Source organism: Nocardioides mangrovicus, from assembly GCF_003674065.1.
GTDB classification, from domain to species: Bacteria; Actinomycetota; Actinomycetes; order Propionibacteriales; family Nocardioidaceae; genus Marmoricola; species Marmoricola mangrovicus.
In genome coordinates this window covers 669,502-692,598 of the sequence record NZ_RDBE01000001.1, presented here as the reverse complement: position 1 = coordinate 692,598, position 23,097 = coordinate 669,502, and the positions used below count along the sequence as shown (strand labels likewise).

The window sequence follows — 23,097 nt, the reverse complement described above, 5'->3', positions numbered from 1 at the left end:
CCCCCGGAAATCAGCTCCAGAAACGGTCGATCCCACGAGTTTCGGGAGGCCACCGTCCACTTCGCCCGACTCGTCACCCAGCGTTCGCTCCCCTGCGTTCGCTACTTGGCCTTCGTCACCCGGCACGACACCCCGCCCAGGACGACGACGTCGCCGGGCACGAGCTGACGGCCGCGGCGGGTCTCGACCTCTGCGTTGACCAGCACCTGGCCGTCGGCGAGCAGCGGACGGACGTCGGAGCCGGAGTCGACCAGGTTGGCCAGCTTGAGCAGCTGGCCGAGCCGTATCGACTCGTCGCGGATCTCGACCTCCCGGGTCTCGTGGACACTCATGACAACACCTCCGAGGCCGCGTGGATGACCAGGCCCACCAGTCCGCCGACCAGCGTCCCGTTGATCCGGATGAACTGCAGGTCGCGGCCCACGTGCAGCTCGATGCGCCGGGAGGCCTCGGTGCCGTCCCAGCGTTGGATGGTCTGGGTGATGACGCCGGTCAGCTCGGCGCCGTAGCGCTCGACGACGAACACGGCGGCGTCGCTGGCCCAGGCGTCGAAGCGCTGCTGCAGCGCCGGTTCGGTGGCCAGCCGGCCTCCGAAGGCCGCCGCCTCGGTCACCGCGCGGCGGCGCAGCGGGCCCTCGGCGTCGGCCAGCGCCTCGACGAGCGCCTGCCGCAGCGCGCTCCAGATCCGCAGGCCCGACTCGACCAGCTGCGGCTGCTCGAGGAGCCGGTCGCGCAGCCGGTCGGCGCGGGCCTGGGTGCCGGGGTCGTCGAGCAGGTCCTGGGCGAGCTGGGTGAGCGCGGAGTCGATCGCGTGCCGCACCTCGTGGTCGGGGTCGCCGCGCACGTCGGCCACCCAGCGGATCGCCTCGAGGTGAAGGCGGTCGGTCACCACCTCGTTGAGCCGCGGCGGCGCCCACCACGGCGCGCGCTGGCCGATGACGTCGGTGAAGGTGTCCTGGTGGTGCGCCAGCCATCGGTGGGCCTCCTCCAGCACCAGGTCGACCATGCCGTGGTGCGCGCCGTCCTCGACCACCTCGCCGAGCAGGCTGCCCAGCACCGGTCCGAGCGGCTCCTGGCGCAGCCGCGGGATCAGCACGTCGACGACCACGACGGCCACGTCCTCGTCGCGCACCCGCCGCAGCGCGGCCGAGACCAGCGCCGAGGCCTCGTCCACCGCGCGGGCGGCGTTGGCCGGCTGGCGCAGCCACTCCCCCGTGCGTCGCGCGAGCTCGGCCGAGGCCAGCCGCTCGCGCACCACCGGCTCGGCCAGGAAGTTCTCGCGCACGAACGACTCCAGCCCGCGGCCCAGCTCGTCCTTGCGACGTGGCACCAATGCGGTGTGCGGCACCGGCACTCCCAGCGGGTGGCGGAACAGCGCGGTGACGGCGAACCAGTCGGCGATCGCACCGACCATCGAGGCCTCGGCGCCGGCGTTGACGTAGCCCCAGAAGCCGCCCACCGAGTGCGCCAGGTGAAGGGTCGCGACGTAGACCACCGCGGCCAGGGCCAGCAGCGACGTCGCGACCGTGCGCATCCGGCGCAGCCGTACGCGGCGATCGGCGTCAGCGTCGGGGTCGGCGGCGAGCAGGGTCACGCGCCCACCGTAGAGGTGGGCGGTAGCGTTACCAGCGAGTCACCTACAGCGCGAGGAGTGCGTCGATGAAGCTGTCGCTCACCGAGGAGGAGCAGGCGTTCCGCGAGGAGATGCGGACGTTCTTCACCACCAAGATCCCGAAGGAGCTGCGCGAGCGCGGCGCAACGGAGGAGGGCGAGTCCTTCAAGGACGCCGTCGTCACCACGCAGCGCATCCTCAACGAGGCCGGTTACGCCGTGCCGAACTGGCCCACCGAGTGGGGCGGCCAGGATTGGACCCCGCTGCAGAAGCACATTTGGCACGAGGAGATGCAGCTGGCGAACGTCATCCCGCCGCTGGCCTTCAACGCCAACATGATCGGCCCGGTCATCGCGAATTTCGGCAGCGAGGAGATGAAGGAGAAGTTCCTCGCCAAGACCGCGAACATGGACATCTGGTGGTGCCAGGGCTTCTCCGAGCCCAACGCCGGCTCCGACCTCGCTTCGCTGACCACCAAGGCGGTCAAGGACGGCGACGACTGGGTCATCAACGGCCAGAAGACCTGGACCACCCTGGGTCAGTACGCCGACTGGATCTTCTGCCTGTGCCGCACCGACCCCGAGGTCAAGAAGCAGGCCGGCATCTCGATGATCCTCATCCCGATGGACGCCGAGGGCGTCACGCTGCGCCCGATCCAGCTCATCGACGGCGGCCACGAGGTCAACGAGGTCTTCTTCGAGGACGTCCGCGTGCCCGCCGAGAACCTGGTGGGTGAGGAGAACCAGGGCTGGACCTACGCCAAGTTCCTCCTCGGCAACGAGCGCGTCGGCGTCGCCCCAGTAGGCGCCACGAAGCGCAACCTCGCCCTGGTCAAGGAGACGGCCGCCGCGGGCAGCTCCGACGGGGGCATCGACGACCCGCTGCTGGCCGCCCGCATCGTCGAGCTGGAGAACGAGCTGCTCGCCCTCGAGCTCACCGCGCTGCGGGTGGTGGCCAACTCCACCGATGGCAAGCCGCACCCGGCCTCCTCGGTGCTCAAGCTCAAGGGCACCGAGCTGCAGCAGGCGGTCTCCGAGCTGGCGGTCGACGTCTACGGCACGTCGTCGCTGGCCTCCGGCGCCCGCGACACCGGCGTGCCGCTGGCCGCCGCGCTCGCGGGCCCGACGTACCTCAACCTCCGCAAGGCCTCCATCTACGGCGGCTCCAACGAGGTGCAGCGCCAGATCATCGCCGGCACCATCCTCGGTCTGTAGAAGGAGCAACGACATGGACTTCCTGCTCGACGACGAACAGCAGGCCCTGGCCGACGCCGTCCGCGGCCTGCTCAAGGGCTACGACGCCGAGAAGCGCCGCACCGTCACCGAGGACGACCCGGGCTTCGACGAGGAGATGTGGAAGAAGCTGGCCGACATGGGGGTGCTGGGCCTGCCCTACCCCGAGGACGTCGGCGGCTCCGGCGCTGGACCGGTCGAGGTGGCCGTGGTGGCCGAGGAGCTGGGCAAGGTGACCGCGCCCGAGCCGTTCGTGGAGGCCGTGGTCTTCGCCGGTGGGCTCATCGCGGCCTGCGGCACCGCTGAGCAGAAGCAGGAGCACTTGGCCGCCATCTCCGACGGCTCGGTGCTGCCGGCGGTGGCCTGGCACGCCCCCGACGGCAGCGGCGAGGGCGTCACCGTCAACGACGACGGCACCTTGTCGGGCACCAAGGAGCCGGTGCTCAACGGCGCCCGGGCCGACCTGCTCGTCGTGCTCGCCGGCGGCCGGCTCTTCCTGGTCTCCGGCGCCGACGTCGACAGCCACGGCAGCCGGACCTCCTACCGCACCGTCGACGGGCTGCGCGCGGCCGAGGTGGTCTTCGACCAGACCCCGGCCACCCCGCTGGGCGACGGCAGCGACATGTCGGAGTCGTTTCGCACCATCGCCGCCATCGCGCGCATCGCCTACGGCCACGAGGCCCTCGGCCTGATGGACACCGCGCTGCGGCTCACGACGTCCTACCTGACCACGCGCAAGCAGTTCGGCGTCACGCTCAACACCTTCCAGGCGCTCACCTTCCGCGCGGCTGACATGTACACCTCGCTCGAGCTCACCCGCTCGATCGTCACCTGGGCCACGATGGTGCTGGCCGACTCCTCCTCCACCCCGGCGAAGGTGCGCGAGGCCGCGTTCCGCTCCAAGCTGCAGGTGAGCAAGGCCGGTCGCCACATCGGTCAGGAGGCCATCCAGCTCCACGGCGGCATCGGCATGACGATGGAGTACGCGGTCGGCCACATCACCGCTCGCCTCACCGCCATCGACCACACCCTGGGCGACGGCCGTGACATGGTCGCCGCGCTCTCCACCAGCTTGACCGACCATGGGGTCGTCGAGCCGTTGCCCTGAGTGAGCTCCAGCGAGCGAAGGGCAGGAGCCGAGACCACAGCGGCGGGTAACGCTCCCAGAGCGGCCGGGACGAGCGGGTCTGTCTGGAGCCGGGGCACGGGCACGTGTACCCCAGACACAGGCAGCCCCCGCCGTACCCCAGGTGCAGGCAAACCCCGCCGTATCCCGAGTCCCGCACACCTCACGGCTGCTGACCGTCTCGCCGAGACGTCGCATCCCGACCGCCCTGGCGGGCGCGCTCCGCACGTCGAGCAGAGCCGTCGAGATCCGACGTCTCGGCTCCTGCCGTTGTGGGAGCCTCGAACGCCTTACTCGCTGCGCTCGCTCGTCGTCCTGGGCTCCCACAACGGCGTGTGCCGGTCCAGGTCCAGCGGGGCGGCGAAGAGGTAGGTGTGCGCGTCGGCAGTGGCCAGCTCCTCGGTGAGGATGCGGACCATCGTCTCGAGCATGGCCATCGAGAAGCCGGCGCCGTCGAGGTCGACCGAGACCAGCAGACCGAGCTCGGTGAGCGCGGGTCCGTGGACCCACTCGGCGCTGACCTCGCCCAGCGCGGGGTGGTCGACCTCCTCGCCGGAGCGGGTGACGTCGTAGAGCCGGTCGACGGCGCGGTGCAGAGCGAGGCCGACGTCCTCGGGCACCGCGCCCGGGGCCACCGCCGGCTCCAGCACGGCCACGACGAAGGCGGGCTCGCCGCCCCACATCAGCAGGTCGGCGCCCCGCGGCAGGTCGCCCTGGATCTCCTGGACGCCGTCGCGGGTGAGGGCGAGCTTGTACCCCTGGGCGTCGACGACGTCGTTCGCCACGGTCACCTGGCCCATCGTCACCCCCCGCAGTTGTCGGCTCGTCGGTAGTACACCCCACGAGCTGTCGCGGCGCGGGGTATTCGCCTCAGAACAGCCGACCGGACTGGTCCGGAGGCCCGGATTCGAGGTCGAGCAGGAACCGCTTGCGCTCGATGCCGCCCGCGTAGCCGGTGAGGGTGCCGTCGGCGCCGATGACACGGTGGCACGGGACCACGACCGCTACCGGGTTCATCGCGTTGGCGTGCCCGACGGCCTGGGCCCAGTGCACGTCGCCCAGCTCGCGGGCCAGCTCGCCGTAGGACCGGGTCTGCCCGTAGGGGATCTGCTGGAGCAGGTCCCACACCCGGAGCTGGAAGTCGTTGCCGCGCAGCGCGAGCGGCAGGTCGAAGGTCTGCAGCTCACCGGCGAAGTACGCCGCCAGCTGCTCGCCGACGATCCCACCGGCGTCCTCGACGCGCGGGCCCAAGCCCTCGACCGGCGGCTTGCGCAGGTGGCCCGGGAAGTACAGCCCGGCGAGGGCCTCCTGCCGGCCGGAGCCCTCGAGCACCAGGGTCAGCTCGCCGACCGGCGAGGGGACGACGGTATGGGTCCGGGTGGTCGTCACGCTCATACCTCGCAGACGTCCGGCCCCACCCGTGCGTGAGGTCAGCCCACCCAGAACCCGCGGCCGCCGCCGAAGCCCCAGTCGCCGAAGCTGTCGCGGTAGGAGCCGCCCTGCCGCGAGCCCAGGTAGGACCCGACGACGGCGGCGCCGAGGTCGTCCAGCTCGGGTGCGACCACCTGCCCGCCGACGCGCTGGGCCATCTGGTCGATGAACCGGGCCAGGCCGGGGTCCTCCCCCAGCCGGAAGAACGTGACCTGGGCACCGAGCCGGCCGGAGTTGTCCAGCTCGCGGACCGTGAGCGCCACGGTCAGCGGGTGCGGCGGGTAGGAGAACGAGACCTGGCCGTTGCGCTCGAGGTGCGAGGTGGGCTCGCCGTCGGTGACGATCAGCAGCACCGGCTGGGCGTTGGGGTGCTTGCGGAAGTGACGGTTGGCCAGCAGCAGCGCGTGGTGCAGGTTCGTGCCCTTGTCCCACATGGCGTCGAGCGCCGTGAGCTGCTCGATCTCCATCACCTCGGCGTGCCGGCCGAATCCGATCAGCTGCAGGTGGTCGCCGCGGAAGCGGCTCTGGATCAGGTGGTGCAGCGCCAGCGCGGTGCGCTTCATCGGCACCCAGCGACCGTCCATGGCCATGGAGAACGAGGTGTCGACCAGCAGCGCCACGGCCGCCTGGGTGCGCGCCTCGGTCTCCTGCACCACGACGTCCTCGATCGAGAGCAGCGGACCGGCGGCGTCGCCGGCGCGGCGCAGTACGGCGTTGGTGACGGTGCGGGTGACGTCCCACGGCTCGGTGTCGCCGAACTCCCACTCCCGGCTGGAGCCGGAGAGCTCGCCGGCCGCCCCGGACTGCCGCACGTCGCGCTGGCCCTGGCGGCCCGACAACCGCGTCGCGACGTCCTTGAGCAGCGCCTTGCCCAGCTGCCGCATCGCCTTCGGGGAGAGCCGCAGCTCGCCGTCGGAGCCACGCTTCATGTAACCGCTGTCGCGCAGGGCGCGCTCGAGCTCGGCCAGCGTGCGGGCGTCGACGCCGGCCTCCTCGCCGAGTTGGCGCGAGAGCTTGTCGAGGTCGACGTCGTCCATGCGCGAGCCGTCGTAGCTCTGCGAGAGCTGCTCGGCGAGCTCGTCGAGGTCGGCCAGGTCCTGCAGCACACCAGTGCCGTCGCCCAGCCCCATGCCCTCCTCGCCGTCGAACCGCTCGCCGCTGGTCCAGTCCTCGCCGGGACGCAGGGCCTGCAGGTTCGCGTCGAGCTGGGCCAGCGACTGCATCAGCTCCGGGGAGCCGAACGCCTGTTGCGAGAGCTCCATCAGCTCTTGTCGCTGCTCGGCGGTCATCGAGTTCATCATCCGCTGGGCCGCGGCGGCGCGGGAGGCGAGCGCGTCGAGCAGCTCGTCGACGTCGCGCGGGTTCTCCGGGAAGTACTCCCCGTGCTGGGCCATGAACTCCTCGAACTGCTCGGGAGTGTCGGTGCCCTGGGCGTGGTCGGAGAGCAGCTGGTTGAGGTCGGTGAGCATCTGGTTGACCGCGGCACGGTCCTCGTCGGTGGCGTTCTGCATCGCCTGCTTCATGCCCTTGAAGCGCTGGTCGAGCAGCTCGCGGCCGAGCAGGTCCTTGATCTGCTCGTAGGCCTCGCGCGCCTCGCCGGACTGCCAGTCGTAGGACGACAGCTCGCTCACCGCGGCGGCCGTGCTGGCCGGCAGGTTGTCCAGCTGCATCTCGCGAAACGACCGGTCGGAGTCGTCGAGGTCGACGTCGCGCGCCAGCTGGCCGCGCTCGGCCAGGACCGCCTTGTCCAAGAGCTCCTTGACCTCCTGCAGCGTGCCGTCCATCCGGTGCTGGGAGAGCAGCTCACGACGCCGCTCGGCCACCTGGCGCGCGAGGTCGTCCAGGCCGCGCTGGCTGTCACCGCCGCGCCGCAGGAACTCCCGCATCGCGCGCTCGGGCGAGTAGCCGGCCATGACGTCCTGGCCGATGGCGTCCAGCGCCTCGGCCAGGTCGACCGGCGGCGCGAGCGGGTCGGGGCCGCCGGTGTAGCGCCCGTAGCGTGAACGGTGGCGGTCGGCCCTACCCATAGACGGTCTCGCCGCCAGCAGAGTCCTTGTCGATCTTGCGGGCCAGGTACAGCCCCTCCAGCGCGAGCTCGAGCGCGCTGGCGCGCTGGCCGTCGTTGGTGGCGCCGAGGCGGTCGGTGACCTGGTCGTAGAGGTCGGACTCCCCCAGCACCGGCAGGCCGGCCAGGAAGTCGCGGGCGGTGACCTGCTCCCCAGTGCTGACCGAGCTGCCATGCTCGATGGCCTCGACCAGCAGCGCGAAGTCGATGCCGCGCAGCACGTGGCGCACGGTCTCGGCGGTCGAGGTGCGCAGCAGGTGGTCGAGCACGTCGCGCTCGCGGCCCTCCTCGCCGGTCTCGAACTCGACCTTGCCGCCCAGGACGTCGACCGCCGTCTCCAGGTCGACCACGCGCGCCACCGGCTCGCCCTCGCCGGTGATCGTCGCCCGGTGCAGGGCGGCCGCGGCGATGGTCTCCGCGCCGGCGATGGAGAACCGGGCCGAGACGCCGGAACGCTGGTCGACCGACTGGGACTCGCGCAGCGAGCGCGTGAAGCGGGCCAAGATCTCCACCAGGTAGTCCGGCACGTCGGCGACCAGGTCGGCCTCCTGCCGGATCACCGCCATCTCGTCCTCGAGCTCGGTCGGGTAGTGGGTGCGGATCTCCGCCCCGAACCGGTCCTTGAGCGGGGTGATGATGCGCCCGCGGTTGGTGTAGTCCTCGGGGTTCGCGCTGGCCACGACGAGCACGTCGAGCGGCAGCCGCAGCACGTAGCCGCGGATCTGGATGTCGCGCTCCTCCATCACGTTGAGCATCGCGACCTGGATCCGCTCGGCGAGGTCGGGCAGCTCGTTGATGGCCACGATGCCGCGGTGCGAGCGCGGGATGAGACCGAAGTGGATGGTCTCCGGGTCGCCCAGCGAGCGGCCCTCGGCGACCTTCATCGGGTCGACGTCGCCGATCAGGTCGGCCACCGAGGTGTCGGGGGTGGCCAGCTTCTCGGCGTAGCGCTCGCTGCGGTGCACCCAGACGACCTTCAGGTCGTCGCCGTGCAGCGCGACGGCGTTGCGCGAGGCGGCGGTGAGCGGCTCGTACGGGTGCTCGCGCAGCTCGGAGCCGGCGATCACCGGCGTCCACTCGTCGAGCAGGCCGACCATGGTGCGCAGGAGCCGCGTCTTGCCCTGCCCGCGCTCGCCGAGCAGCACGACGTCGTGCCCGGCGATCAGCGCCCGCTCGAGCTGCGGGATGACCGTGTCGTCGAAGCCGTGCAGCCCGGGCCACGGGTCACGGCCCTCGGCCAGCGCGGCCAGCAAGTTGTCGCGCATCTCCTGGCGCAGCGTCTTCGCGACGTGGCCGGACTCGCGCAGGGCACCGAGCGTTGAGATGGTGGGAGCATCCGTCACGGTGAAAACGCTACTCCGCAGCGCATGAGCGATGAGTCCCGGCGACCCGACGAGTCCAGACCAGCATGAGCTTCCTCCTGGTTCCCGGCGCCGGCGGCGACCCGTGGTACTTCCACCGGCTGCTGCCGCTGCTGCGCGAGACGGGGGCTGACGCGGTGGCCGTCGACCTGCCCGGACCGGACCCCGACGTCGGACTCGCCGCCTACGCGGACCTCATCGCCGCGGCCGGACGCGGGCTGGCCGACGTCACCCTGGTCGCGCAGTCGATGGCCGGGTTCTGCGCACCGCTCGCGGCCGATCGACTCGACGTCGCGCAGCTGGTGCTGCTCAACGCCATGGTCCCGCGACCCGGCGAGACCGCCGGGGCCTGGTGGGAGGCCGTGGGCTGCGACGGCCCCGGCCCGGACTTCGACGTCGAGCAGACCTTCTTCCACGACGTGCCCGCGGACCTCACGCGCGAGGCCTTCTCGCGCGGGGAGCGCGACGAGGCCGAGATCGCCTTCGCCGAGCCCTGGCCGCTGCCGGCCTGGCCCGACGTGGCGACCACGGTGCTCAGCGGCGCCGAGGACCGGCTGTTCCCGCTGCCCCTGCAGCAGCGGGTCTCGCGCGACCGGCTCGGACTGGAGCCGCTGGTGGTCCCGGGTGGCCACCTGGCCGCGCTGTCGCGACCCGAGGAGCTGGCAACAGTGCTGCGACACCTCGGATCGGGACACGCGGGAGCGGGGCGGCTGAGCGACATTTTCTGACATTGCGGACGAGCACCACCTAGCCTGAGCGGGTGACCAGCCAGGTGCGCGAGCACACGACGCCGTCACCGCCGGCGCCCGTCGACGCGCTCGTCACCCAGCTGGTGCGGCTGATGCCGACGCTCATGCTGGTCGCGCTGGTGTTCTTGGTGACCAAGAAGAGCTCCGAGACGGTCTCCAACCCCGACACCTTCTTCCACCTGCGCTTCGGCCACGAGTTCCTCGACGGCTGGTCGATCTGGGACCCCGGCAGCGTCACCCACTTCGCCACCGCCCCCTGGGTGCCGACGCAGTGGCTCGCCGAGATGGCCATGGCCAAGGTCGAGGACTGGTTCGGGCTGCCCGGCATCGCCTGGATCACCGGCGCGGGCTTCGTGGCGCTCACCCTCGTCGTCTACCTGGCCTGCCGTCGCGTCAGCGGCGCCTGGGTCTCGACCACGATCGCCGCGCTGATGGTGATCGCGGCCAGCGACGGGCTCTCCGCACGGCCCCAGCAGATCAGCTACCTGCTCGTCGTCGTCTACGCCGAGGCCTGGCGGCGCACCAGCCGCGACGCTCGCCCCCGCTGGTGGCTGCTGGCGCCGGCCTGGTTCTGGCCGATGCTGCACGGGATGTGGCCGCTGGGCATCGTCGTGAGCGCCGTCGCGGCGCTCGGCATCGTCGCCGACCGGCGCGCCACGCTGAGCCGCCGGCAGTGCCGCGACCTGCTGGCGCTGCCGGTGTCGATGGCGGTGGTCTCGGCGCTGACCCCGGTGGGACCCAAGATCTACCCCGCGGTGCTGCTGGTCGCCGACCGCGGCCGCTACTACACCGAATGGCAGCCGCCCGACTTCCACCGGGTCCCCGAGATCGCCCTGATGCTGCTCTTCGCCGTCGTGCTCGTCGTGCGCATCCGCACCGGCACCCGCAGCTGGTACGTGCTCGGCTCGATCGTCGTCGCCGCCGGCTTCTGCGTGTACTCCTCGCGCACGGTGCCGGTGGCCGCCGGCCTGCTCGCGCTGCAGGCCGCTGCCGCCCTCGGCGAGATCACCGACCGCGCCCAGGCGACCCGGCGCCGCGACGGCCTCATCGCGCACGCGGTCGCGGGAGCCGGCCTGGTCGGGCTGGCCTGCGCGGTGCCGTTCACCGCCGCCCACCCGGCCCCCAAGCCGGCCTGGATCGACAGCGAGATCTCCGCGCTGCCCGCCGGCACGAGCCTGCTCAACGACGACCAGGACGGCGGCTACCTGATGTGGCGCTACCCGCAGGTCCAGATCTGGGCCCACGGCTACGGCGACGCCTTCACCCTCGCCCAGCTCCACCGGACCCGCCAGCTGGTCGACCTCTCCCCGGGCTGGCCTCGGGTGCTGCGCGCCAGCGGTATCCGGTACGCCCTGCTCGACCCCACCGAGCCGCTCGCCTACGCCCTCGTCCACGACCAGGGCTGGCACCTGGAGCACCGCAGCAAAGACTATGCCTGGCTGGTGGCGCCGGGCGCGGGCTGAGACGTCCCCCCGAGGACCTGGACTACATCTCGTCCTGGTCGACCCGCACCCGCTGCCGATCGGGCCGGAAACCGTGGTCGAGGGCCCACAGCACGGCCTGGCTGCGGCTCTGGACGCCCATCTTGCGGTAGCCCGAGCGGATGTAGGACTTCACGGTGTTGATGGACAAGAAGGCCCGCGCCGCGACCTGTTCGTTGCTCAGGCCCTGGGCGATGAGGGCGACGACCTCGGCCTCCCGCTCGCTCAGTCCCTCGCGGCGCCCCGGCCAGTCGCCGGGCTCGGGCTCGGTCACGGCCTCGCCCTGGGTCATCACGACGGTCTCGCCAGCGTTGATCTTCTCCAGCGCCGCCACCAGCTCCTCGGCGGGCAGCCCCTTGGGCAGGTAGCCACGCGCCCCGCCGTCGAGGGCCTCGGCCACAGCCTGGTCGGAGGTGTTCCAGGAGTAGACGACCAGCCACTTCGCCGAGCAGTCGCGGCAGATGTCGTCGCACTCGATCTGCGAGCCCGAGCGCTGGGCGAAGTTGTCGTAGAGGGCCAGGTCGACGTCGGCCTCGACCGAGGCGTTGACGTCCAGCTCGACGATGGTGACCCGCTCCCCGTAGGGCTCGAGCATGGCGGCCAAGCCGGCGACGACCACCTCATAGTCGTTCACCAGCGCGATCCGCACGGTCCCATCCTCACCCATCGGTGCAGAAACTACCCGACCGTGGGACCACCCGTGCGGGTGTGCGGGCTCTCGGGCGTCGGGTCGAGGAAGACGTGCACGACGTCGGGGTACGCCTCGCGCACCCGCTGCTCGACGGAGTCGGCCACCTGCTCGAGGTCGCGACCGGTGGCGTCGGGGTCGACCTGCACCCGCGCGGCCATCAGCACCTGGTCCGGTCCCAGCTGCATCGTCAGCACCTCGGGGGCGCCGCGGATGCCGTCGGTGCCGACCACCACCTCGCGCAGCCCGTCGACCAGCTCCTGATCGACGGCCTGCCCGATCAGCAGGGCGCCGTTCTGCCGGCCCAGCACCAGCGCCACGCCGACCAGCAGCACGCCGATCAGCAGCGAGGCGACCGCGTCGAAGACGGTCGTGCCGAGCAGCTCGTCGAGGCCCAACCCGCCGGCGGCGAGCAGGATGCCCACGACGGCGGCGGTGTCCTCGAAGAACACCCCGCGCACCGTCGGCTCGGCCTCGTGGAGCAGCTGCCGGCCGAAGCCGACGCCGGCCTCCCGTGCCTCGCCGACCAGCTGCCACACCGCGCGCAGCAGCGACCCGCCGTCGAGCACCAGCGCCACCGCCAGCACCACGAACGCCACGAGCGGGCTGTGCTCCTCACGCGGGTGCACCAGCGCCGAGACCCCTTGGAACACCGAGAACCCGGCGCCGAGCACGAAGACGGCCACCGCCGCCAGCAGCGACCAGAAGTAGCGCGCCTTGCCGTAGCCGAAGGGGTGCTCGGCGTCGGCCGGGCGCACGCTGCGCCGCAGCGCCGCCATCAAGAACGCCTGGTTCAAGGTGTCGGCGAAGGAGTGCGCGGCCTCCGAGAGCATCGCCGAGGACCCGGTCATCACGCCGCCGACCAGCTTGGCGATGGCGATCGCGAGGTTGGCGACGCCCGCGAAGAGCACGGTGAGACCGGAGGAGCCACCCTCCTCCGTCATGCGGCCGCCGTCACTCGACCAGGGCCGCCGCGTCGGCCGAGCCGGTCAGCCCCTGGCGCAGGTCGCGGAAGATCCGCGCCAGCAGCCGCGAGACCTGCATCTGGGTGATGCCGATGTCCTCGGCGATCTCCTGCTGGGTCAGCCCCCTCACGAAGCGCAGCTCGAGGATGCGCCGGTCGCGGTCGCCCAGCACCCGCACCACCGGGCGCAGCATGGCGCGCGCCTCGGCGGCGGCCTGGGCCGGGTCCAGGCCGCCCAGCGCCTGGGCCAGGGTGTCGTCACCGTCGCCGACGGGGCGGTCGAGCGAGTCCGGGGTGAACGCCGCGTCGCTGGAGAGCGCCTCCTCGACGTCGCCCACGCTGACCTCGAGGTGCTCGGCGAGCTCACTGGGACGGGGCGCCCGGCCCAGGGAGAAGGTCAGCTCCGCGCGCGCCGTGCTCAGTCGCGCCTGCATCTCCTGGATGCGGCGCGGCGGACGCACCATCCAGCCGAGATCGCGGAAGTAGCGCCGGATCTCCCCGCGCATCGTCGGCACCGAGTAGGCCAGGAAGTCGAACCCTCGCTCGCTGTCGAAGGCCCTCACCGAACGGATCAGCGCCACGTAGGCGACCTGGCGCAGGTCCTCCAGCGGCACCCCGCGGCTGGCGTAGCGGGCCGCCACCGAGTCGGCCACTCCGAGGTTGAGCTCGACCACCTCGTCGACCAGGGTGCGACGGGCGGCCTCGTCGCTCGCCCGCGCCAGCCGGGCGAGCAGGTCGGCCGTCCGCTCGGCACGCTCATGGCGGCTCGGTTCGGCGCGAAGCGGGGTCACGCGTTCGAACGTAGCCACGAGAAGACCGATGCCGTACCCCCTGCAGGGGTGACTCATGCGTCGCGGTCCTCCAGGAGCTCGCCGGCCACCCGATCCCCGATCTCCAGCGAGGCCGTGGCCGCCGGGGAGGGTGCGTTGAGCACGTGCAGCTGCCCGGGCCGGCGCAGCAGCAGGAAGTCGTCGACCAGCGAGCCGTCGCGGCGCAGCGCCTGGGCGCGCACGCCGGCGTGGCTGGGCACCAGGGCCTCGTCGGGGACGGCCGGCACCAGCTCGCGCAGGCTGCGCGCGAAGCGACGCTGCGAGGCCGAGCGCGCCACCTCCTCGACACCGGTGCGCCAGTAGCGGCGCGCCAGCCGCCACAGCCCCGGCCAGCTGGCGGAGTCCCAGACGTCGCGCGGCACGACGTCGCGCCACCGGTAGCCCTCGCGCGCCAGCGCCAGCACCGCGTTCGGCCCGGCGTGCACCCCGCCCTGCACCAGCCGTGTGAGGTGGACGCCGAGGAAGGGCAGCGTCGGGTCGGGCACCGGGTAGATCAGGCCGCGCACCAGGTGCGTGTAGGCGGGCGCCAGCTCGAAGTACTCACCCCGGAAGGGCACGATGCGCACGTCGGGTTCGGCGCCGGCGAGCCGGGCGATCCGGTCGCTGTGCAGCCCGGCGCAGTTCACCAGCAGGTCGAAGGCCACCTGGTCGCCGTCGGCGAGGCGCACCCGGCCGTCGTGCACCGCGGTGACCTCGGCGCCGAACCTGATCTCGCCACCGCCGGCCACCACCTGATCGGCCATCACGCGGGAGACGCCGACGTAGTCGACGATGCCGGTGGTCTCCACCCAGAGCGCGGCGACGCAGCTCACCTCGGGCTCGTGCTCGCGCGCCTCCTCGGGACCGATCGCGTGGCAGGGCACGCCGTTGGCGGTGCCGCGGCGCAGCAGCTCGGCCAGCGCCGGACGCTGCTCCTCCCGCGTGGCGACGACGAGCTTGCCGCACTGCTCGACCGCCACGCCGTGCTCGCGGGCGAAGGCCAGCATGGAGGCCGCGCCGGCGGTGCCCAGCCGCGCCTTGAGACTGTCGGGCTTGTAGTACAGGCCCGAGTGGATCACCCCGGAGTTGCGCCCGGTCTGGTGGGCGGCGACGTCGTGCTCCTTGTCGAGCACGGTGACGCGGACGCCGCGGCGGGTCAGCGCCCGCGCGGTGGCGAGGCCGACGATGCCGGCCCCGACGACGACGGCGTGCTGGTCACCACTCACGAGGAGCAGTGTCCCAGCACGCCGTCATCGGTCGTGCGGACTGCGCTCAGGCCGGCTGGCGCACCCCGCCGAGCACCTCGAGCACCTCGTCGGGCGTGGTGGCGGCCTCGAGCCGGGCCACCTGCTCGGAGCTGAGGAAGATCTCGGCGATCTGGCCCAGCAGCTTGAGGTGGTCGTTGCCCGTGGCGGCGATGCCGATCACGAACTTGACCTCCTTGCCCTTCCAGTCCACGCCCTGCGGGAACCGTACGAAGCTCAGCGCACTGCTGTGCACCGCGCTCTTGGCCTCGTTGGTGCCGTGCGGGATGGCCAGCAGGTTGCCCATGTAGGTCGACACCGACTGCTCGCGCTCGTGCATCGCCTCGACGTAGGAGGGCTCCACCGCTCCGCGGGCCACCAGCAGCTCACCGGCCCGGGTGATGGCGTCCTCGCGCGACCCCGTGGCGTCGAGCACGATCGAGTCCCGGCCGAGCAGGTCGGAGCCGACCCCGCCGGCCGCGGGAGCCGCAGCGGCCTCCGCAGTCCCGTCGGCGCCGCCCTCGCCGTTGTTGCGCTCGGCCAGCAGCGCGACGACGTCGTCGTACTCCGGCGCGCTCATGAAGTTCGCCACCGGCACGTGGGTGGCCGAGGGCGTCTTCTGCTGGGCGCGGGCGGTCAGGTCCTGGTGGCTGACCACGAGGTCGTAGGTGTCGGTCAGGCTGGAGATCGCCTTGTTGACCACGGTGACGTCACCGAAACCGGCCGCCTGGATCTTCTTGCGCAGCACCGAGGCGCCCATGGCCGAGGAGCCCATCCCGGCGTCGCAGGCGAACACGATGGAGTGGATCGGGCTACCGGCCGCACCGGCTCCGGAGCCGACCAGGGCACCGGCCACAGAGGACTTCTTGCCCTTCATCCCCTCCATGCTCGCGGTGGCGTCGGCCAGGTCGCCGTCGTCGTCGCTGCGGTCGATCTTGAGCAGGAAGGCGGCGACCGCACCGGAGACCGCCGCGGAGAAGATCACCGACAGCGTGACCCCCACCAGGCTGCTCGGCGGGGCGGCGGCCCAGACGGCGATGATCGAGCCGGGCGAGGCCGGGGACCGCAGACCGGAGTCGAAGACGAGGTTCGTCGCGACACCGGTCATGCCGCCGAGGATCAGCGCGACGATCAGGCGCGGCTTCATCAGCACGTAGGGGAAGTAGATCTCGTGGATGCCGCCGATGAACTGGATGAGGATCGCGCCGGGCGCCGAGGACTTCGCGATGCCCTTGCCGAACAGCGCGAACGCGATCAGCAGGCCCACACCCGGGCCGGGGTTGGCCTCGAGCAGGAACAGGATCGACTTGCCGTCGGAGCCGGAGGCCTGGGTGATGCCCAGCGGCACCAAGATGCCGTTGCCGACCGCGTTGTTGAGGAAGAGCACCTTGGCCGGCTCGATGAAGATCGAGGTGAGCGGCAGCAGGTGGTTGTCGATGAGGAACTTCACGACCTTGCCGGCCAGGCTGGAGAACCCGCTGACGAACGGCGCGGCCACCACGAAGCCGACGAAGGCCAGCACCATGCCCCAGATGCCGGCGGAGAAGTTGTTGACCAGCATCTCGAAGCCCGGCCGGATCTTGTGCGCCCACAGCCCGTCGAGCTTCTTCATCGACCAGCCGCCGAGCGGGCCCATGATCATCGCGCCGAGGAACATGGGCACCGGGGAGCCGGTGACCGCGCCCATCGTGGCGATCGCGCCGACCACGCCGCCGCGCAGCTGGTCGTCGTACATCATCCGGCCGCCGGTGTAGCCGATGAGCAGCGGCAGCAGGTAGGTGATCATCGGGCCGACGATGCCGGCGTTGTCGTCCTTGGCGTAGGAGCCCCAGTGGCCCAGCTTCTCGACGATGCCGTAGCTGCCGTCGTAGCCGAACCAGTTGTGCCCGATGAGGTGGATCCAGCCGGTCTCGATGACCAGGGCCGTGATCAGTCCCCAGGCGATGAACGCGCCGATGTTGGGCAGGATCATGTTGGACAAGAACGTCCCGAACCGCTGGACGTGCAGCCGCGCGCTCCCGCTGCGCTGCGGACTGGTAGTTGCTGTGGCCACCGACGGGCCTCCCTGGTCGTGTGAGCGCACCTGTGACTCCGATCACCACAGGATCTGTGATCGTGTTTATATCTCCGCAGATTCCGGGGAGTCAAGAGGGCAAAACCAACATGTTGCCAACCACTTCCAACCAAAGCATCGGCTAAAGTGACCCCGACCACCCAGGACGACCCGTAACAGAGAGGACCGGCCGATGCAGGCGCTGCGCTTCTACGCTCCCGAGGACGTACGGCTCGAGGACGTGCCCGAGCCCGAGTGCGGGCCCGACGAGGTCAAGCTGCGGGTGCGCAACTGCTCCACCTGCGGCACCGACGTCAAGATCCTCCACAACGGCCACCAGAACCTGACGCCGCCGCGCACCATCGGGCACGAGATCGCCGGCGAGGTCGTCGAGGTCGGCGCCGACGTCAACGCCACGTTCGGTAGCGACTGGCAGGTCGGCGACCGGTGCCAGGTCATCGCCGCCGTGCCCTGCGGGGAGTGCTACGAGTGCCGCAAGGGCTGGATGGCGGTGTGCGAGAACCAGACCTCGGTGGGCTACCAGTACGACGGCGGCTTCGCCGAGTACATGATCGTGCCGCGCCAGGTGCTCAAGGTCGACGGCCTGAACAAGATCCCCGACAACGTCGGCTATGACGAGGCCTCCGCCGCGGAGCCCTTCGCCTGCGCCATCAACGCCCAGGAGCTGCTCGGCATCGAGGCCGGCGACACCGTGGTCGTCTTCGGCGCCGGCCCCATCGGGTGCATGCACATCCGCATCGCCCGCGGCGTGCACGAGGCGGGCCGGGTGTTCCTGGTCGACGTCAACGCCGCCCGGCTGAAGATGTCGGCCGACGCCGTCCACCCCGACGAGGTCATCGACGCCTCCGAGGTCGACGTCGTGGAGAAGGTCATGGAGCTCACCGACGGCCGTGGCGCCGACGTCGTCATCACCGCCACCGCGGCCAACGTCACCCAGGAGCAGGCCATCGCGATGGCCGCCCGCAACGGCCGGATCTCCTTCTTCGGCGGCCTGCCCAAGACCAACCCGACCATCACCTGCGACTCCAACGTCGTGCACTACCGCCAGCTGCACATCCACGGCGCCAACGGCTCGGCCCCCGAGCACAACAAGCGCGCGCTGGAGTACATCTCCACCGGCCAGGTGCCGGTCAAGGACCTCATCACCGAGCACATCCCCCTCGAGCGCGCCCTCGAGGCGTTCTCGATCGTGCAGAACGGCGAGGCGATCAAGGTGACTGTCGAGCCTTGAGGACCTCGTTCCCCAGGTTCAGGCAGACCCCTTCACTCCTCGCTCCGTGGCGTCGTCGCCGTCTGCGGTCGTCTCGCCGAGACTTCTATCCGCCCTCTCACAGCTCGCTTCGCGAGCCTCACGAGGGCGGATTGCCATCATCCCCGGCGATCTTGTAGCCGTCGCCGTCCTGCACGAGGTAGAGCGTCACCGAGTCGGTGGTGTCCTTGCCGCGCCGCATCCGGTAGGCGACGTCGTAGCTGACGGTCAGCTTGGCGGGGTCGGCGCTGACGTTGCTCGCGGTGGCGTCACGGACGGTGCCCCAGAACCCCTCGTAGCCCTTGATGCCGCCGCTGGTGGCCTGGAAGGCGGGGGTCAGCATGGCGAAGGCCTCGTCGGCGTCGCTGGTGACCGTGGTCAGGTAGGTCTGCACGAACGCCGCCATCGTGGCCGCGGTGGGGCTCGGCGTGCTGCTCGCGGTGGCACTCGGAGTGGGGCTGCTGCTGGCCGTGGCGGCACTGCCGCCGTCGCCGCCACCCCGGCGGTCCAGGAGCACGACGCCCGCGACGATCGCGAGCAGCAGCACCAGGCCCACGCCCACCAGCAGCAGCGGCAACCGGCCGCCACGGCGTCGCGCGGGCGCGAACGAGGCGGTGCGCTCAGGGGCGGGCTCGGGGGCTGGCTCGGGGGCGGCGTCGAGTGGGACGACCGGCGTGACCACCGGCGCGGCCGTCCTGCCGCGCGAGCCCAGGAAGTCCACCACCTGCTCGGCCGACCACCGCGCCGCCGGGTCGCGCTGCATCAGCCCGCGCACCATCGGCGCCAGCCAGCCGGCCCGGGTGGGCTGCGGCGGCTCGTCGTTGACGATCTTGTACAGCGTGCCGACCAGCGGTCCGTCGGCCGCGTACGGCGCGTGCCCCTCCAGCGCGTGGAAGGCCGTCGCCCCCAGCGACCACATGTCGCTGCGCGGGCTGGCGGCTGACCCGGAGGCGACCTCGGGGGCCAGGTAGCTCGGTGAGCCGACCAGCGTGCCGGTCATGGTGATGGTCTGGTCCTGCTCCACGCGGGCGACACCGAAGTCGCTGAGCTTGACCAGCCCGTCCTCGCGCACCAGCAGGTTCGAGGGCTTGACGTCGCGGTGCACGATGCCCGCCCGGTGGGCGGCGGTGAGCGCCTTGGCCGCCTGCTGAAGGTAGCCGGCGGCCGTCTCGGTCGGCACCGGACCGTCGGCGCGCACGATCTGCGCCAGGTTGCGGCTGGGGACGTACTCCATCACCAGCCAGGACTCCCCCGCCGCGCCCGGCACCTGGTCGTAGACCATCACCACGTGCTCGTCGCTGACCATCGCCGAGACGCGCGCCTCGCGGCGGACCCGGTCGACGTCCTCCTCGGTGGCCCCGGGCAGCAGCCCGATCCGCTTCACCGCGACCTGGCGTCCCAGCAGCGTGTCCTGGGCCAGCCAGACGACGCCCGCCCCGCCTCGACCCACCTCGCGCAGCAGCTCGTAGCGGTCGGCGAGCGTGGTCACGGCGCAAGACTAGAAGGACGCCGCCAACCACCAGCCGAGGCTCAGGGCGGCGAACCCGGCGACGAGGCTGGCGACCACGTACAGCCCGGCGACGCCGGTGCGCCGCTCCTCGAGGAGCCGGACGATCTCGACCGAGAACGTGGAGAACGTCGTCAGCGCGCCGCACACCCCGGTGCCGACGAGGGTCTGCACCCAGGTCGGCGCGTCCGCCTGGGCCACCGCCCCGGCGACGATCCCCAGCAGGAGCGAACCCGCGACGTTGACCAGGAACGTGCCCCAGGCGAACGGCTGGTCGTGCCGGGCCTGCACGTAGCGGTCGGTCAGGTAGCGCAGCGGTGCTCCCACCGCGCCGCCGAGGAGGACGAGCAGCACGCTCATGCGAAGCGCCGTCCGAGCGCGAGCCCGGCCCACGCCGCGGCGAGGCCGAGCACCAGCGTCAAGGAGACGTACAGCGCCAGGGTGGGCAACGCCCCGGCCCGCAGCTGGTCGTGCGCGTCGAGCATCCAGGTGGAGAACGTGGTGTATCCGCCGAGCACGCCGACGCCCCAGAACGGCCGCACCAGCCGCGTCGGCGCCCAGACGTCGTAGACCAGCGCGGTCAGCAGGCCGAGCAGGAAGGCGCCGGGCACGTTGTCGAGGAAGGTGCTCCACACGAACGCGCCCGCGGCGTGCGGCACCAGCTCGCCGACCCCCCAGCGGGCCACGCTGCCGATCGCACCGCCGGCGGCGACGACCCCCACCACGTCCCACTCCAGGCGCGGGGGCCGCGGCCGGTCGCGGTCGGTGTCCTCCGGCTCGGAGCCGGTGCGACCCGGACGATCGAGATGGTCGGGGCTCTCGTCGGGGCGGTCGTCGGGGCTCATGGGGCGCACTCCTACCGGGTCGGGTAGGGACTGTTGGCGACGCCCACCGGCGTTACGGTTCGGTCCGGCGAGCCCCACCGCCGTGGCGTCACACCCTAGTCGAGACGACTCAGTTCGGCCGACCGAGCTCGCACTGGGTGAAGGCGGGCCCGCCGACGTACTCCCCGGGCGGGGTCGGGTCCTCGATCTGGTCGGCGTAGACCTCGGCGTCGTCCTGGCTTCGGTAGCCGAGCGCCTCCGCCTCGGCCAGCGAGTAGACGCGACGGGTGTTGTCGCTGACGCCCCACACCACGCGGAAGCCCGGGCTCGGCGCGCTCAGGCAGGCCTCGACGAGCCGGCCGCCGTCGTCCGGGGACAGCCAGGTCGAGAGCCCGCGGATGCCGAGCTCGACCGGCGTCGGGAAGCACGAGCCGATCCGGATCGCGACGACGTCCATGCCGAACCGCGAGTGGTAGAGACTGCCCAGCGCCTCCATCGCGGCCTTGCTGACGCCGTAGTAGGTGTCGGGCCGGCAGCTGGAGTCGGCGGGCAGCTCGGGCTCGAGGGTGCGGAACCCCACCGCGTGGTTGCTGGAGGCCAGGACCACCCGCGGCACCCCGGCCAGCCGCGCGGCCTCCAGGACGGTGTGGGTGCCGTCGATGTTGACCTCGAGGATGTCGGTCCAGGGCGCCTCGCGGCTCAGTCCGCCGAGGTGCACGACCGCGTCGACGTCCTCGCAGGCCCGTGCCATGACCTCGGCGTCGGTGACGCTGCCCTGCAGCGCCTCCTCCCCCGGGCCGGGGTCCAGCGCCGCGACGTCGAGCAGTCGCAGCGTCCGACCCTCGCGCCGCAGCCGGGGCCGCAGCAGCGTGCCGAGGTTGCCGGCGGCACCGGTCAGCAGCACGCGGCCGGTCGCGCTCATCGGATGCCCGCCTTGCGGAGCGTCCGGCCCAGCTCGTCGGCCGCGTCGCGCAGCACCTCCTCGAGCCGGATGGCGGCCAGGTCGGAGGAGTGCTCCATCGGCATCGAGCAGCTCAGCGCGTCGGTGGCGGGGATCCGGTACGGGATCACCGCCGCGACGCACCGCACGCCCAGGCTGCTCTCCTCGACCTCCGAGGCCACACCCTCGTCGCGCACCTGGGCCAGCTGCTCGTGCAGCGCCGCCCGGTCGGTGACCGTGTTCGGCGTGAGGGGGCGCAGCTCGGCGGGCAGCACCCGGTCGACCTCCTCGGTCGTCAGCTCGGCCAGCAGCGCCTTGCCCAGCGCGGTCGCGTGCGCGGGCAGCGTCCGGCCCACGCGGGAGACCAGGTGGGTGGAGCGCTGGGACTCGCGGGTCTCGAGGTAGACCACCTCGTCGCCGTGCCGGCGCGCGAAGTGGGCGGTGTAGCCGGTGCGCGAGCGGACGTCCTCCAGCGTGCGGGTGGCGTGGACCGCCACCGGGTCGCGGTCGAGGTAGGCCGTGCCGCAGATCAGCGCCCGGACGCCGAGCCGGTAGCGACCCTGCCCCTCGTCGGCGGAGACCCAACCCGCCTCGTGCAGCGTGCGGAGCAGGCCGTGGAGGCTCGAGCGCGGCATGCCGGTGCGCTCGTGCAGCTCGCTCGCGGTCAACCAGCCGTCCGCGGCCGCGAAGGTCTCGACCAGCTCGATGGCGCGACGGGCCGACTTCACGCCGGCACTCTCCGGCGGCTCCTGGGGGGCAGTTGACGTCACCACGATCAGCAGCCTAACTTGTGGACGTTATTCACGTATATGAACATTATTCAAAGGACTGACACTTGCTCGAAGGTCTGCTCGCCTTTCCGCTCACGCCGTTCGACGCCGACCTGACGCTCGACCTGTCCGCGTACGCCGAGGGCGTCGACCGGCACGTCGAGGACGGCGCCTCCGCGGTGTTCCTGGCCTGCGGCACCGGCGAGTTCAGCGCACTGTCGGGCCAGGAGGTGCTGGCGCTGCTCGCCGCGGGCCGCGACGCCGCCGCCGGCCGGGTGCCGGTGTGGGTGGGCGCCGGCGGCAGCGCGGCCGACGCCCGGGCCGGGATCCGTGCCGCAGAGTCCGGCGGTGCGGACGGCGTGCTCCTGCTGCCGCCGTACCTCACCGCAGGCCCGCCCGAGGGCACGCTGGACTACGTCCGCTACGCCGTGGCCGGCTCGTCGGTCCCGGTCGTGGTCTACCACCGCGGCACCGGGCTGTTCACCCCGTCGACCGCGGCCGAGCTCGTCGACCTGCCCTCGGTCGTCGGCCTCAAGGACGGCCTGGGCAACGTCGACCTGATGACCCGCATCGTCTCGGCCGTGCGTGCACGCTCGGCCGCCTTCTTGTTCTTCAACGGCCTGCCCACCGCCGAGGTCTCGGCCCGCGCGTACGCCGCGATCGACGTCGCGCGCTACTCCTCGGCCGTCCACTGCTTCGCCCCGGAGATCGCGATGGCCTTCTACACCGCGCTGCACGACGGCGACACCGCGACCACCGACCGGTTGCTCGCGGACTTCTACCTGCCGCTGGTGGCGCTGCGCGACGAGACGCCCGGGTTCGCGGTCTCACTGGTCAAGGCCGCGGCGCGACAGCGCGGCCACCGCGTCGGCGGCGTACGTCCGCCGCTGGTCGAGCCGCGGCAGGACCAGCTCGAGCGGCTGGACCAGATCGTCACCGCCGGCCTCAAGGCGGTCTCGTGAAGGGCGCCG

Annotated in this window: 22 protein-coding genes; 6 read left to right on the top strand and 16 right to left on the bottom strand. The window is 71.9% G+C overall.

The window, feature by feature from the left end; all coding sequences use genetic code 11:
* Window positions 1-101: 101 nt before the first annotated feature.
* Both D9V37_RS03405 and D9V37_RS03400 read right to left on the bottom strand, forming a co-directional pair.
* Window positions 102-332: an RNA-binding S4 domain-containing protein gene (locus D9V37_RS03405; RefSeq protein WP_121804669.1), complete on the bottom strand. Its 231-nt coding sequence runs from the start codon at window positions 330-332 to the stop codon at window positions 102-104.
* Window positions 329-1,594: a DUF445 domain-containing protein gene (locus D9V37_RS03400; RefSeq protein ID WP_232524711.1), complete on the bottom strand. Its 1,266-nt coding sequence runs from the start codon at window positions 1,592-1,594 to the stop codon at window positions 329-331. Before D9V37_RS03400 ends, D9V37_RS03405 begins: the two co-directional genes overlap by 4 nt.
* Window positions 1,595-1,659: 65 nt before the next feature.
* Between D9V37_RS03400 and D9V37_RS03395 the strand changes: the two genes are divergently transcribed.
* A complete protein-coding gene (locus tag D9V37_RS03395) occupies window positions 1,660-2,826 on the top strand; it encodes an acyl-CoA dehydrogenase family protein (RefSeq protein WP_121804668.1) in 1,167 nt (388 codons plus the stop codon).
* Window positions 2,827-2,839: 13 nt separating this feature from the next.
* The gene (locus tag D9V37_RS03390) at window positions 2,840-3,952 is read left to right on the top strand and encodes an acyl-CoA dehydrogenase family protein (RefSeq protein WP_121804667.1); all 1,113 of its coding nucleotides are present in this window, start codon (window positions 2,840-2,842) and stop codon (window positions 3,950-3,952) included.
* A gap of 308 nt (window positions 3,953-4,260) precedes the next feature.
* Here D9V37_RS03390 and D9V37_RS03385 read toward each other — a convergent pair whose 3' ends face one another.
* From D9V37_RS03385 to D9V37_RS03370, 4 genes are all read right to left on the bottom strand, one after another.
* Entirely contained in the window at window positions 4,261-4,761 is a 501-nt protein-coding gene (locus D9V37_RS03385; protein ID WP_147455855.1) for a hypothetical protein, read from the bottom strand.
* A 79-nt stretch (window positions 4,762-4,840) separates the two neighbouring features.
* Window positions 4,841-5,365, bottom strand: coding sequence for a methylated-DNA--[protein]-cysteine S-methyltransferase (locus D9V37_RS03380; protein ID WP_121804665.1), 525 nt, complete (start codon window positions 5,363-5,365; stop codon window positions 4,841-4,843).
* 35 nt (window positions 5,366-5,400) lie between these two features.
* Window positions 5,401-7,428, bottom strand: a complete 2,028-nt coding sequence (locus tag D9V37_RS03375) for a vWA domain-containing protein (RefSeq protein WP_121804664.1) — start codon at window positions 7,426-7,428, stop codon at window positions 5,401-5,403.
* The gene (locus D9V37_RS03370; RefSeq protein WP_121804663.1) at window positions 7,421-8,809 is read right to left on the bottom strand and encodes an ATP-binding protein; all 1,389 of its coding nucleotides are present in this window, start codon (window positions 8,807-8,809) and stop codon (window positions 7,421-7,423) included. Before D9V37_RS03370 ends, D9V37_RS03375 begins: the two co-directional genes overlap by 8 nt.
* A gap of 65 nt (window positions 8,810-8,874) precedes the next feature.
* Between D9V37_RS03370 and D9V37_RS03365 the strand changes: the two genes are divergently transcribed.
* Both D9V37_RS03365 and D9V37_RS03360 read left to right on the top strand, forming a co-directional pair.
* On the top strand, window positions 8,875-9,555 hold the full coding sequence (locus D9V37_RS03365; RefSeq protein WP_121804662.1) for an alpha/beta fold hydrolase: 681 nt from the start codon (window positions 8,875-8,877) through the stop codon (window positions 9,553-9,555).
* A 32-nt stretch (window positions 9,556-9,587) separates the two neighbouring features.
* Window positions 9,588-11,039, top strand: a complete 1,452-nt coding sequence (locus D9V37_RS03360; RefSeq protein ID WP_121804661.1) for a hypothetical protein — start codon at window positions 9,588-9,590, stop codon at window positions 11,037-11,039.
* Between the two features lie 22 nt (window positions 11,040-11,061).
* Here D9V37_RS03360 and D9V37_RS03355 read toward each other — a convergent pair whose 3' ends face one another.
* From D9V37_RS03355 to D9V37_RS03335, 5 genes are read right to left on the bottom strand one after another with little or no spacing between them, the layout of a single operon-like run.
* Window positions 11,062-11,724 (bottom strand): response regulator transcription factor, encoded by a 663-nt coding sequence (locus D9V37_RS03355; protein ID WP_121804660.1) that lies wholly within the window; start codon window positions 11,722-11,724, stop codon window positions 11,062-11,064.
* Window positions 11,725-11,735: 11 nt separating this feature from the next.
* On the bottom strand, window positions 11,736-12,689 hold the full coding sequence (locus D9V37_RS03350; protein ID WP_121804659.1) for a cation diffusion facilitator family transporter: 954 nt from the start codon (window positions 12,687-12,689) through the stop codon (window positions 11,736-11,738).
* Between the two features lie 10 nt (window positions 12,690-12,699).
* Window positions 12,700-13,500 (bottom strand): sigma-70 family RNA polymerase sigma factor, encoded by an 801-nt coding sequence (locus tag D9V37_RS03345; protein WP_232524710.1) that lies wholly within the window; start codon window positions 13,498-13,500, stop codon window positions 12,700-12,702.
* 53 nt (window positions 13,501-13,553) lie between these two features.
* The gene (gene lhgO / locus D9V37_RS03340) at window positions 13,554-14,744 is read right to left on the bottom strand and encodes an L-2-hydroxyglutarate oxidase (RefSeq protein ID WP_121804657.1); all 1,191 of its coding nucleotides are present in this window, start codon (window positions 14,742-14,744) and stop codon (window positions 13,554-13,556) included.
* Window positions 14,745-14,790: 46 nt separating this feature from the next.
* Complete coding sequence (locus D9V37_RS03335; RefSeq protein WP_232524709.1) at window positions 14,791-16,815, bottom strand: PTS mannitol transporter subunit IICBA; 2,025 nt, start codon at window positions 16,813-16,815, stop codon at window positions 14,791-14,793.
* Window positions 16,816-17,008: 193 nt separating this feature from the next.
* On the opposite strand from D9V37_RS03335, the gene D9V37_RS03330 reads away from it, so the two are divergent.
* The gene (locus D9V37_RS03330) at window positions 17,009-18,067 is read left to right on the top strand and encodes a zinc-dependent dehydrogenase (protein WP_121804655.1); all 1,059 of its coding nucleotides are present in this window, start codon (window positions 17,009-17,011) and stop codon (window positions 18,065-18,067) included.
* 118 nt (window positions 18,068-18,185) lie between these two features.
* On the opposite strand, the gene D9V37_RS03325 is transcribed toward D9V37_RS03330, so the two are convergent.
* The 5 genes from D9V37_RS03325 to D9V37_RS03305 form a co-directional block, all read right to left on the bottom strand.
* On the bottom strand, window positions 18,186-19,574 hold the full coding sequence (locus tag D9V37_RS03325) for a serine/threonine-protein kinase (RefSeq protein WP_121804654.1): 1,389 nt from the start codon (window positions 19,572-19,574) through the stop codon (window positions 18,186-18,188).
* A 9-nt stretch (window positions 19,575-19,583) separates the two neighbouring features.
* The gene (gene crcB, locus D9V37_RS03320) at window positions 19,584-19,952 is read right to left on the bottom strand and encodes a fluoride efflux transporter CrcB (protein ID WP_121804653.1); all 369 of its coding nucleotides are present in this window, start codon (window positions 19,950-19,952) and stop codon (window positions 19,584-19,586) included.
* Entirely contained in the window at window positions 19,949-20,437 is a 489-nt protein-coding gene (locus tag D9V37_RS03315; RefSeq protein WP_121804652.1) for a FluC/FEX family fluoride channel, read from the bottom strand. The genes crcB and D9V37_RS03315 overlap by 4 nt, the downstream gene beginning before the upstream one ends.
* Before the next feature lie 109 nt (window positions 20,438-20,546).
* Window positions 20,547-21,338: an NAD-dependent epimerase/dehydratase family protein gene (locus D9V37_RS03310; protein ID WP_121804651.1), complete on the bottom strand. Its 792-nt coding sequence runs from the start codon at window positions 21,336-21,338 to the stop codon at window positions 20,547-20,549.
* Window positions 21,335-22,129, bottom strand: coding sequence for an IclR family transcriptional regulator (locus tag D9V37_RS03305; protein WP_232524708.1), 795 nt, complete (start codon window positions 22,127-22,129; stop codon window positions 21,335-21,337). Before D9V37_RS03305 ends, D9V37_RS03310 begins: the two co-directional genes overlap by 4 nt.
* Window positions 22,130-22,191: 62 nt before the next feature.
* Here D9V37_RS03305 and D9V37_RS03300 point away from each other — a divergent pair, with 62 nt between their 5' ends.
* Entirely contained in the window at window positions 22,192-23,088 is an 897-nt protein-coding gene (locus D9V37_RS03300; protein WP_121804649.1) for a 5-dehydro-4-deoxyglucarate dehydratase, read from the top strand.
* Window positions 23,089-23,097: the final 9 nt, after the last annotated feature.

Coding starts and splice junctions, on each gene's coding strand:
- D9V37_RS03380 (WP_121804665.1), bottom strand. CDS start 5,365: ATGAGCGTGACGACCACCCGGACCCATACCGTCGTCCCCTCGCCGGTC.
- D9V37_RS03405 (WP_121804669.1), bottom strand. CDS start 332: ATGAGTGTCCACGAGACCCGGGAGGTCGAGATCCGCGACGAGTCGATA.
- D9V37_RS03390 (WP_121804667.1), top strand. CDS start 2,840: ATGGACTTCCTGCTCGACGACGAACAGCAGGCCCTGGCCGACGCCGTC.
- D9V37_RS03375 (WP_121804664.1), bottom strand. CDS start 7,428: ATGGGTAGGGCCGACCGCCACCGTTCACGCTACGGGCGCTACACCGGC.
- D9V37_RS03365 (WP_121804662.1), top strand. CDS start 8,875: ATGAGCTTCCTCCTGGTTCCCGGCGCCGGCGGCGACCCGTGGTACTTC.
- D9V37_RS03355 (WP_121804660.1), bottom strand. CDS start 11,724: ATGGGTGAGGATGGGACCGTGCGGATCGCGCTGGTGAACGACTATGAG.
- D9V37_RS03330 (WP_121804655.1), top strand. CDS start 17,009: ATGCAGGCGCTGCGCTTCTACGCTCCCGAGGACGTACGGCTCGAGGAC.
- D9V37_RS03315 (WP_121804652.1), bottom strand. CDS start 20,437: ATGAGCCCCGACGACCGCCCCGACGAGAGCCCCGACCATCTCGATCGT.
- D9V37_RS03395 (WP_121804668.1), top strand. CDS start 1,660: ATGAAGCTGTCGCTCACCGAGGAGGAGCAGGCGTTCCGCGAGGAGATG.
- D9V37_RS03310 (WP_121804651.1), bottom strand. CDS start 21,338: ATGAGCGCGACCGGCCGCGTGCTGCTGACCGGTGCCGCCGGCAACCTC.
- D9V37_RS03350 (WP_121804659.1), bottom strand. CDS start 12,689: ATGACGGAGGAGGGTGGCTCCTCCGGTCTCACCGTGCTCTTCGCGGGC.
- crcB (WP_121804653.1), bottom strand. CDS start 19,952: ATGAGCGTGCTGCTCGTCCTCCTCGGCGGCGCGGTGGGAGCACCGCTG.